Source organism: Methanobrevibacter sp. TMH8, assembly GCF_020148105.1.
Lineage (GTDB): Archaea > Methanobacteriota > Methanobacteria > Methanobacteriales > Methanobacteriaceae > Methanobinarius.
The window spans coordinates 117091-127500 of sequence record NZ_JAHLZE010000022.1 but is presented as its reverse complement, the minus strand read 5'-3'; the positions used below and the strand labels follow the sequence as shown (position 1 = coordinate 127500).

Sequence of the window (10410 nt, the reverse complement as noted above, 5' to 3'; positions counted from 1 at the left end):
CTTTATATACAAAAACACTTAAAAATTAATTGGTGATAAAATATGAAGTTTGGTATCGAATTCGTTCCAAATGAACCTTTGGACAAAATTGCAAAGCTTGTTAAATTGGCAGAAGATGTAGGTTTTGAATATGCCTGGATTACTGACCATTACAACAACAAAAACGTATACGAAGCATTAGCATTAATTGCTGACGCAACTGAAACTATTGAATTAGGACCTGGTGTAACCAATCCTTACGTAAGAGCTCCAGCAATAACTGCTGCTGCTATAGCTACTTTAGATGAAATCTCTAATGGAAGAGCTACCTTAGGTATTGGACCTGGTGATAAAGCTACTTTCGATGCATTAGGAATTGAATGGACTAAACCAGTTACTACCATAAAAGAATCCGTTGCAGAAATGAGAACTTTATTAGCTGGTGAAAAAACTCCTAGTGGAGCACAGTTAGGTGGAGTTAAAGCTGTAAGAGATTTAATCCCTATTTATCAAGGTGCACAAGGACCTAAAATGTTAGAAACTGCTGGTGAAATTGCTGATGGTGTTTTAATTAACGCATCCAATCCTAAAGATTATGAAGCAGCTATTCCTTTAATCAAAAAAGGAGCAGAAGCTGCTGGTAAAAGCTTATCTGATGTAGATGTTGGTGCATACACTGCAACTTCAATTGGTGCTGACTCTGAAGCAGCTAAAAACGCTGCAAAAATCGTAGTTGCATTCATTGCTGCTGGTTCCCCACCTCCTGTCTTAGAAAGACACGGATTACCTGCTGGAATTAACGAAAAACTCGGTGAATTAATCGGTAAAGGTGATTTCGGAGGAGCTATTGGAACTGTAGATGACGCATTACTCGATGCATTTTCTGTATGTGGAACTCCTGATGAATTTATTCCAAAAATCAAAGCTCTTGAAGCTGGTGGAGTTACTCAATACGTAGCTGGTTCCCCAATCGGAAAAGACAAAGAAGAATCTATAAAATTATTAGGAGAAGTTATCTCAAGTTACTAATTTCTTCTTTATTTTTTTATTTTTCTTTTTATTTTTATTATAGTTATTTTTATTATAGATAATTTTACTAATATTATTACTAATGTTTTTAATATTGTTTTTATTACTGTTTTTCTTTGTGTTTTTGATATTCTTTTTTTATTAGCTTTGTTTACTTGTTTTATAAATTTTTAATAATTATTTTATATCGAATTTTTAAATTATTTTATTTCTAATACTATATTTTTCAGAAATATCAGCAAATCTTTTATATATTTTATTTTGATAGCTAGTACTAGAATAATCATTATTTCCAAATATTTTTTTAGTTGGTTCAATAATATCCGGGAAATGTTCCTTTAAAATTTTATAATATTTTGTTTTTGAATCACTAGCGGTATCTCCAAAGAGAGTTAATCCTCCATAAAAAGCATAATCACAACCAACATTCTTAAATTCAGCAAACATTTCATCGATAGCTGTTTTGTTATCAGAAATATACGGCAACATTGGCATCACTGATACACCTACTAAAAAACCTTCTTCTTTCAAAATTTTCATAGCTTCAAGTCTTCTTTTTGGACTTGGTGCATTAGGTTCAAAGAGTCTAGCTATAACTGAATCAACAGTTGAAAAAGAAAATGTAACCATGACTTTTGATTTTAAATTAGCTATATCTTTAGGTAATATAGCATTATCATTTATTTCCCTTAAAATATCAATATCTCTTAAAACAAGATCAGATTTAGTTACTATATGAACTGGAAATCGGAATCTATTAAATAACTTCAAAATATCTTTAGTAATAAACAATTCTTTTTCAATATCAATATATGGATCAGTAGCTGATCCAATGAGAAATACTGCTCGCTCTCCAGATTTTGCTTTTTGTTTTAGCTGGTTTCGGAGCAATTTTATTGAGTTTGATTTTATATAAAAAGAATTAGTGGAATCAGCATATTTACTTCCATTAATATAACAATATTCACAATCAAAAGAACATCCTAAATAAGGATTTAGAGAATATTCACCTAAAAAAATACTTCTAGTATTTTTAGCTTTATTAAGAATAGTTTTAACATTTTTTTCTTTAAATCCATATTTTTTAGCAATTTCAGAATAATTTACAACATCATTAAGTCCAATATTGTTGTCAGCTTTGTTTCTCTTTTTATCAGAATTATTGTTCTCATCATCAGAACTATTTTTAATAAAAGAATCTAAGGAATAATCAGAAATAATATTACTCTCCAAAAAACTAAAAAATCAACTTAAATAATTTATCAATTATAATATTATCAATAAATTTACCAATATCTATATTATCAATGATTAAAATTTGTATCAACAATAATCAATTTATACCAATATATTAATCATATTAAATTTTAATTATTCAATTATATAATTTGTATCAATATTATTTATATTAATTAAAGCTAATAATTTTATTGATAATAATGATTAAAAATAAGAATAAAAATAAGAATATAGGATAATACGAATATAATAATTAGTAATAAATAGTAATTTATTATATAATAGAATATTATAATAAAAATATATTAAATAAAATAATATAGGGAACAAATAATGGAAATTCAAAAACTTACAAAAGAAATAAGAGATAATTATCTTGAAAGGATGAAAGTAAGACCTCCAGAAAAATTAGCTACTAGCTGGTATCAAGAAGACTTACTATATGCTGGAGCTGGAAAGAGTTTATTTATAATAGTTCCAACTCCTGGATGTTCATGGGCACTTTCCCAATCAGGAGGTTGTACAATGTGTAGCTATATTTCAGATTGTACATTAGAACCTATTAGTGCAGATTTAATTATAAAACTATTTAATGAACAATTAGGAAAATATATTGATGAAATTAAATCTGATGGGAAAAATATGCCAATAGCTATTAAAATATTTGCATCAGGAAGTTTTTTAAATTCTCAAGAAGTTCCAAAAAAAGCTCGAGACGAAATATTAAATATAATAGCTAATATAGATGAAATAAAAGAAGTTATTGTAGAATCTCGTCCTGAATATGTGAATGAAGAAGTTTTAAAAGAAATTTTTTCATTTATTCCTGAAAAACTGTTTGAAGTCAGTATGGGGTTAGAATCTGAAAATGATTTTACAAGAGAGGAAAAAATTAATAAAGGATTTACAAAAGAAGATTTCGAAAAAGCTGTAAATATACTAGCTAAAATCAATGATGATAATGATAATAGTTATGTAGCTAAATCTAAAGCATATATTTTTGTAAAACCTATATTAACTTCAGAAAAAGAAGCTATTGATGAAGCTATAGCAACAGCGAAATATTGTGAAACTGTTGGAGTTAACAGAGTATCTTTTTGTCCAGCTACCATACACAGAGGAACTTTAATTGAAAGACTTTGGAGAAAAGGTGCATATCAACCTCCTTGGATTTGGAGTGTTATTGAAATTATTAATGAAACTAGAAAAAATCTAAGTATTCCTGCATTTATGGATACATCTGGATTTGGTTCAAGAAGAGGACCTTACAATTGTAAAAAATGCAATAAAGACTTAAAACACAAAATAATATATTCAAATATTGAACAAATTCCTATTGAAGATTATGATTGTCAATGCAAAAAAGAATGGATAGCTGAAATAGAATCATCAGGATTAAACAAATCCAAAACAAGAACAAAGAATTTACCATTGATATAAATCCATTTATAAATTCACTTGTAAATTCATTTTAAAAATCTAAGAAATATTCAACAAACACTTATTTTTTAATTATCTCCCAAATCATTTTTACATCATCTTTCACAATCTCTTCCAATGAAAAATTTGACTGATTTAACCATAGAGTTATATGTCCCTTTATACAACTTTGAATAAATATATTCATTGTTTTAATATCAATATCCTCTCTTATTTCACCCTTTTCAATAGCTTCTTGAAGTAACTTATAGTAAAAATCATTTAAATCATGCTGCATCTCATGAAACATATGTCTAACTTCAGGATATTGATGAAAAATACTAGTAAGCAACATAAAATAGTCTTCATGATTAAATTTACGTGTAGTTAGACTATTGAAGTGAAATTCTTTTTTATTGAAAGAAGTAGTTGTAAGAATAAAAGCAACCCTTAATCTTTCTCTTAAAGAATCGCTTGAATTTCTTACAGCTTCTTTGAATAGAGGAATATTACCCATAAGGTATCTATTAAGTATTTCCACCAATATATCATCCTTATCTTTGAAATAATAATATATTGATCCTGAAGAAACCCCTGATTCTTTTTGAATTTGTTTTATAGATACCCTATCAAAACCATTTTCTAGTGAGAGTAAAAATGTTATTTCAATTATTTTATCTTTAGTATTCATATAAACCCCTTAAACATTGATAAAAATTTTCATTTATGAAAATAAAACCAAAGTTTAGTAATTACTTATTTTCCTAATTATATAATTCTTAAAATCTAACCCCTATCTGACAACAACTATTTTTTAATTGCCTCATAAAGCATGTTTATATTAGCTTCTACAAGTTCTTCAAATGAAAACTCTGATTGATTCATCCATAAATCCAACTTTCCTCTTAATGAAGATTGAATAAGTATAATTAATGCTTTAATCTCAACATCGTCTCTTATTTCACCATTTTCAATAGCTTCTTGAATTAATTCACCGTAAAAATCATTTATATCATTGTGCATTTCAATAAATTGTGGCCTAACTTCAGGATATTGATGATAAATACTCATAGATAAAACATGATAGTCTTCATAGTTTAATTCAGACACAATTGAATCATTGATGCCATTCTCTTTTTTATTAAAAAAATCAGCACTATAAGTAAAAATAAACCTTAATTTTTCAATGAATGGACAATTTAGATTTCTTATAGTTTCTTTAAATAGAAAGACTCTCCCTAAAACATATTTATTAAACATAGCTACTAAAATTTCATCTTTATTTTCAAAATAATAGTATATTGAACCAGCAGCAAGTCCAGATTCTTTTTGAATTTGTTTTATAGATACCCTATCAAAACCATTTTTTAGTGATAATAAAAAAGCTATTTGGAGTATTTTATCTCTGTTGTTCGTGTTCAAGATCATATTAATATATTAATTTACATAATATAAAAACTATTATAAAATGAAAGTTCAAATTTTTTAATTATATAATCTATTGTTATAAACTACAATTATAATCTATAATTATAAATAATAGACATATAATCAATAACCATATATTGATTATATGTATGTTAAATCTTATTTTATTATATTAAAGGAATAATTCTTGTGAATAATCTATAATCATTGATGTAAATATTCAATTTTATATTTTAATTTAGTAATATTAAATTAACAATGATAAAATATATCTGGTAATAAATATTTTATAACTAAATTAATTTTATTTTTGATTTATTGAATTAAATAAATACTTATCTGAACTTCATAAAAAATACAAAAGAATATATAATTATAAATCAAATAATTAACCATATAATAATTTATATAAATTTTATAGACCTATCATTGAAAAAAATGATATTTATAAGATGGATATTTAAAAAAAATTGTGGTTTGTAGTGTGGAGGTTTAAAATGAAAAAATCGATGATTAGTTTTTTAGCAATAATATTGGGGATTATAATACTAATATTTCCAATGTTAGGGATAATTGGTGCACAAGCAATCATAGGGGTTGCAGTGCTTCTAATGGGCGTTTTTTTATTAATAAGTGGAATATCAGAAATAGATTATAGCCCTAAAAAGAGTATAGCTACAATAATTATTGGAATTATAATATTAATTCTAGGATTACTTTTAATATTTAGTCCAAATGCATTTATTTATCTAGCTGGTTTAACAGTTTATTTAGCTGGAATATTACTTATAATAGTTGGACTTATGACTTTAATTGGAAACAGAGAAAGAAGTTTCGGTTTCTGGAGTGGAGTTGTTGGAGTTGTATTAGGTATTGTTTACATAATATTGGCAAGTACAATATTAGAAAACCCTACATTTTTAGGAGCATTAATTGGAATTTGGTTAATATTAACTGGAATACTAAGATTTGCAGATAATAGTTAAAATTAAAAACAATAAAATATAATGATATTAATAAAAAAGATAATATTATCTATAAATAATTCATTTTCATTTATTAATATCAATATACTATTATTTTTTTATTTTAATAAAATCTGATTATATTAGCCTAATATAATATTTTTATTCTTAATTCTATTCTTGATTCCATTTTTGATCCTATTTTTGATTCTGTTCATTTTTGAATTCTTTTATACCTGTTTTACATAATTTTATACCTGTTTTAATAATTGTTTCAATAGCTTGTTTTAATAATTGTTTCAATAGCTATTTAATAGTTTTTTAATAGTTTTATTGATAGTTGTTTTTATATGGTTTTTATAGATTTTATGCCTTTTAGCATATAAATAAAAAAATAAAAGTTTTTAATATTTTTTAATTTCAGATGATAATTAGATTAAGGGAAGTTAGTAATTCCTAAACGCCCTGGAAATTTTGAACAAATAACAGGATACATCTTTTTCCCTTCTGATTCTAATTTTTCAGCTATTTCTATCTCAAGTTCCTTATTAACTGTAGATATCGAAAAAGTGTTTTTATATATAGAAAGTCTAATATCTTCTCTTCCAAATTTAATTTCAAATTTAACTTTATTTTGAGATTCCATATTATATAAAACATCATTTAAGACCTCAGGAGATAACTTCAAGAACTTATTCTTTGTAGATATATATTTGTTTGTTCCTGTGACAATTTTTTTAATTAAAAATTGTTCACACCCCTCATTAGTCGCTGTTTTTCGATTAATCCATTGTAAAACCATTATAATCTTTCTTTTAGGAGTTATATTCCCATTTATTTCAACATCACTCATTTTAATCCCATTTAAAATAAAAAAAAAAGTTGAATTTATTTCTTTTTAAGTATTTTTACTCTTTCACTAAGTTGAGCATTTTGATCAGTTAACCCAACAATTTCATCAGACAAATCATCTAAAATTTTACCATACTTTAGATTATCACTAACAGTTTTTTGTTTTCTGATATATGTTCCATTATTTATATTAAATCCAAATTGTAGGTGATTCTCACATACATTCCTTATTTCATCTATAATTGATTCTTCCTTGATTTCCATTAGAATTCTACCAGTTTTAACTTGTAAATCAATTTTTTGACCTTTGATAGATATAACTTTACGATCAGGATGTCCCATTTCAGCTGGAGGTAGTCTTTGTCCATGTAAGACCATTTTTATTATACCTTCAATTTCATCAAGATCTTTTAACAATTTTTCAGTTGTATCAGCACTTAAATATCTGTTTGGAAAAATTTCAATATCCATTCAATCATCTCCTTTACATTTCACAACAATTTCGCAACATTTATAAAGATATTCCAAATTTCAAGCCATTATTCAATATTTACTTATAAAATTTAATCATCAGTATGTTTTTCAGATGAAAATTCTTGCATTTCATTTAACTCACCATATAATACAGATTTCCTATTTATATTCCTTAATACAGTTGTTATAGTAGCTAAAATACATAGGAACCCTGTTGCAAACATAATAGTACTGATTGAATTTGATAAAATTGATTGACTTGCCAATAGTATTTCTCCATTATACCCTGCTGTGCTTAAGCTCATTGTGAGGAAAATACTTACAAAAGATACTCCTAATGCCCCACCAAGGCTTTTAGCAGTTGTTGATACACTTGAAGCAATAGCAGTTTTTTCTCGAGGAAGAGCACTCAAAGTTTCAGTAGTATTTGGACTTGTAAATAAACCATTCCCAATCCCCCATAAAATTAAGGCAATTATCATCATACTAATGTTCATTATCAAATAAGCATAACCTAACAACACAAAAGAAACTGTAGATATCAGTACAGCAATTCCTGAAGCATATTTTGAGTGATATTTATCATAAAGTTTCCCTCCAATCGGTGATGTAACTACCATTGCTAAAGAAACAATCATGAAGAATAATCCTACTTGTGAAGGATTGTAATCCATAACTCCTTGAAAATAGAAAGGACCTACAATAATTGCCATATTTAGAGCTATAGAAAAGATTAACAAACTTAGTACAGGTAGTGAAAAATCTCTATTTTTAAATATAGATAAATCAAGCATTGGATCTTTACATTTAGATTCCTGTATGATAAATATAACAGTAGACAATAGGAATACAACTCCATACATTACCAAATACATAGTGAATGATATACTATTGGCTAACTCACCACAAAACATTATTAATGTTGCTACAGAAATAACAAAGGTTATTGTCCCTATCCAATCTATATTAAGATTCTTTGAAGTGTTTTCAGGGATTTTAAGATATTTTAGAGCACCTAAAATCAGAACAACACCAAGTGGTACATTTACTAAGAATATATACTGCCAACCAATGAAGTTAGTAATAAATCCTCCAAGTCCAGGACCTATTAAAGAACCTACAGCTAATGTAGCTCCAAAATATCCCATAGCTTTACCTACTTCATTTGGAGGGAATGCATGAAAAAGTATTGCACCAGAAACTCCTGCTATCATAGAAGCACCTATAGCTTGAACTATACGAAAGATGATAAGTTCAGTAATCCCAAAAGATAAACCACACCCTAATGAACTTAATGTAAACAAAATCCATCCCATCAAGAATAATTTTGTTTTACCAGTATATTCTGAGATCTTTCCAAAAAATATAAATAATGCAGTCATTACTACCAAATAACCAGTTATTATCCATTGTGATAATCCTACATCTATGTTGAATTGTGTAGTAATTGTTGGTAATGCTATTGTAACCATATATCCATCTAATATTGACATTAATACGCCAATTAGAACTATAGTTGAAATTATATACCTGTTTTTATAAACATGATCAGATATCTCTTGATTTTGACTTGTATTTTCCATTATCAAATCTCCTAATTTTCATGATATAACCAACAGTTTTTTATATGACTATTGGTCATTATCATAACTAGTGGACAAACAGATATATAAATATTTCGATAAAATTTACAATTAACTAATGGCCAAATGAAATAGATGAAAAATATGTAAAAAGTAGATAATAAATTAATAAAAAATAGGATATATAGTCGTTAAACGAGAATAATTTTTTAAAAATATGCATTTTGACTAAAATAAATGTTTAATCTTAAAAAAAGGAAAATGAAATATTAATTGGATTTTTTAATTAAAATTATTATGATTATTATAATTATTTTATAATTATTTGATATAAAATTATTATTTGATATAAAGCTGACTTACAAAATCATCTAGCTCTTTAGTAAAATTTACATAATTTAACCCTTGACCTTCAATTATCATTCTAAAGTCAAAAGGCAAATTACCCATATTTTCACAAATTAGAATCTGTAAAATTGTTATTTTTAAAGGGTCAACATCCGATCTTATTGTTCCTTCCTTTATGCCTAATTTTATAGATTTATACAATGTAAAGAAAATTTTCTCCCGTAACTTAAAAATTTCTTTTATAGTTTCATTAGCATTTAAGAAATTAGAGGGAATATGTACCGAATAAAACATACTCTTCATCAAAATTTCGCTGTAATCACTACTTAGCATATAATTTAAATCAAATCTTCCTGATTTGAGGTAATTATAAGCTTGGAAATATTCATGATATTTTTTGATGAATTTTTCATATGCCTTTTTAAATGCATTAAGTTTTTCAATTCCTGTATCTTCTTTTCCAACTTTTTCTTTGATCATGAAACTTAAAATATTAACTCCACGCAAAACTACAGCATAAAAAAGTTCTTCCTTATTATCAAAGTAAATATAAAGGGTTGATTTGCCTAATCCAACTTCTTTAGCTATACTATTCATAGAAACATTATCATATCCTTTTGAAAAGAAAAGAGTTTCTGCAACATCTAATATATCATTACATCTTTGTTCCCTTTCTCTTTCCTTCCAATTTGAAACTGACATTCTTTCACCAATATATCTTATTATTTATTATCTTAATACTTTGACATCTAGATATTTATACATATATAAAGTTTCTATCAATAAATCATATAATAAATATTTTATATTTTACATTTTCAAGTTTATTTTTGGTTTATTTCTGACAATATACTTTTATAGATATATTAATTAAATATAATTATATATTTTTCTATTTATAAAATAAGCACCAATAATCATACATAAAATAATAAATTAGTAGTTAAACTAAAATATTTACTACAATTATAAGGTAATGATAATAAAATAATAAAATATATAGAAATATAAAATATATAGAATATAAGAATATAAACTTAATAAATATAAATTTATTTAATATAAACTTATTAAATTCTAGAATAAATTTGATA

10 protein-coding genes are annotated in these 10410 nt (G+C 25.6%); 3 read left to right on the top strand and 7 right to left on the bottom strand.

The genetic code is table 11. The features are described 5' to 3' along the window. Positions 1 to 42: 42 nt before the first annotated feature. Positions 43 to 1008 carry a 5,10-methylenetetrahydromethanopterin reductase gene (gene mer, locus KQY27_RS04700; RefSeq protein WP_224425424.1) on the top strand — a complete coding sequence of 322 codons (966 nt, stop codon included), beginning with the start codon at positions 43 to 45 and terminating at the stop codon, positions 1006 to 1008. 195 nt (positions 1009 to 1203) lie between these two features. Here the strand turns inward: mer and KQY27_RS04695 are convergent, their stop codons facing one another. Continuing rightward, positions 1204 to 2241, bottom strand: coding sequence for a radical SAM protein (locus tag KQY27_RS04695; protein WP_224425423.1), 1038 nt, complete (start codon positions 2239 to 2241; stop codon positions 1204 to 1206). A 339-nt stretch (positions 2242 to 2580) separates the two neighbouring features. On the opposite strand from KQY27_RS04695, the gene KQY27_RS04690 reads away from it, so the two are divergent. Then, positions 2581 to 3687 carry an archaeosine biosynthesis radical SAM protein RaSEA gene (locus KQY27_RS04690; RefSeq protein WP_224425422.1) on the top strand — a complete coding sequence of 369 codons (1107 nt, stop codon included), beginning with the start codon at positions 2581 to 2583 and terminating at the stop codon, positions 3685 to 3687. Positions 3688 to 3748: 61 nt separating this feature from the next. On the opposite strand, the gene KQY27_RS04685 is transcribed toward KQY27_RS04690, so the two are convergent. Further along, complete coding sequence (locus KQY27_RS04685) at positions 3749 to 4357, bottom strand: TetR/AcrR family transcriptional regulator (protein ID WP_224425421.1); 609 nt, start codon at positions 4355 to 4357, stop codon at positions 3749 to 3751. A 116-nt stretch (positions 4358 to 4473) separates the two neighbouring features. Beyond that, complete coding sequence (locus tag KQY27_RS04680; RefSeq protein WP_224425420.1) at positions 4474 to 5094, bottom strand: TetR/AcrR family transcriptional regulator; 621 nt, start codon at positions 5092 to 5094, stop codon at positions 4474 to 4476. A gap of 497 nt (positions 5095 to 5591) precedes the next feature. Between KQY27_RS04680 and KQY27_RS04675 the strand changes: the two genes are divergently transcribed. After that, a complete protein-coding gene (locus KQY27_RS04675; RefSeq protein ID WP_224425419.1) occupies positions 5592 to 6080 on the top strand; it encodes a DUF308 domain-containing protein in 489 nt (162 codons plus the stop codon). Between the two features lie 415 nt (positions 6081 to 6495). Here KQY27_RS04675 and KQY27_RS04670 read toward each other — a convergent pair whose 3' ends face one another. The 4 genes from KQY27_RS04670 to KQY27_RS04655 form a co-directional block, all read right to left on the bottom strand. After that, positions 6496 to 6912: a hypothetical protein gene (locus KQY27_RS04670; RefSeq protein WP_224425418.1), complete on the bottom strand. Its 417-nt coding sequence runs from the start codon at positions 6910 to 6912 to the stop codon at positions 6496 to 6498. A 35-nt stretch (positions 6913 to 6947) separates the two neighbouring features. Next, complete coding sequence (gene mcrD, locus KQY27_RS04665; RefSeq protein ID WP_224425417.1) at positions 6948 to 7382, bottom strand: methyl-coenzyme M reductase operon protein D; 435 nt, start codon at positions 7380 to 7382, stop codon at positions 6948 to 6950. Positions 7383 to 7474: 92 nt separating this feature from the next. Beyond that, positions 7475 to 8968, bottom strand: a complete 1494-nt coding sequence (locus KQY27_RS04660) for an MFS transporter (RefSeq protein WP_224425416.1) — start codon at positions 8966 to 8968, stop codon at positions 7475 to 7477. A gap of 339 nt (positions 8969 to 9307) precedes the next feature. Then, the gene (locus KQY27_RS04655) at positions 9308 to 10018 is read right to left on the bottom strand and encodes a TetR/AcrR family transcriptional regulator (RefSeq protein WP_224425415.1); all 711 of its coding nucleotides are present in this window, start codon (positions 10016 to 10018) and stop codon (positions 9308 to 9310) included. Positions 10019 to 10410: the final 392 nt, after the last annotated feature.

Coding starts and splice junctions, on each gene's coding strand:
- mer (WP_224425424.1), top strand. CDS start 43: ATGAAGTTTGGTATCGAATTCGTTCCAAATGAACCTTTGGACAAAATT.
- KQY27_RS04690 (WP_224425422.1), top strand. CDS start 2,581: ATGGAAATTCAAAAACTTACAAAAGAAATAAGAGATAATTATCTTGAA.
- KQY27_RS04685 (WP_224425421.1), bottom strand. CDS start 4,357: ATGAATACTAAAGATAAAATAATTGAAATAACATTTTTACTCTCACTA.
- KQY27_RS04680 (WP_224425420.1), bottom strand. CDS start 5,094: ATGATCTTGAACACGAACAACAGAGATAAAATACTCCAAATAGCTTTT.
- KQY27_RS04675 (WP_224425419.1), top strand. CDS start 5,592: ATGAAAAAATCGATGATTAGTTTTTTAGCAATAATATTGGGGATTATA.
- KQY27_RS04670 (WP_224425418.1), bottom strand. CDS start 6,912: ATGAGTGATGTTGAAATAAATGGGAATATAACTCCTAAAAGAAAGATT.
- mcrD (WP_224425417.1), bottom strand. CDS start 7,382: ATGGATATTGAAATTTTTCCAAACAGATATTTAAGTGCTGATACAACT.
- KQY27_RS04660 (WP_224425416.1), bottom strand. CDS start 8,968: ATGGAAAATACAAGTCAAAATCAAGAGATATCTGATCATGTTTATAAA.
- KQY27_RS04655 (WP_224425415.1), bottom strand. CDS start 10,018: ATGTCAGTTTCAAATTGGAAGGAAAGAGAAAGGGAACAAAGATGTAAT.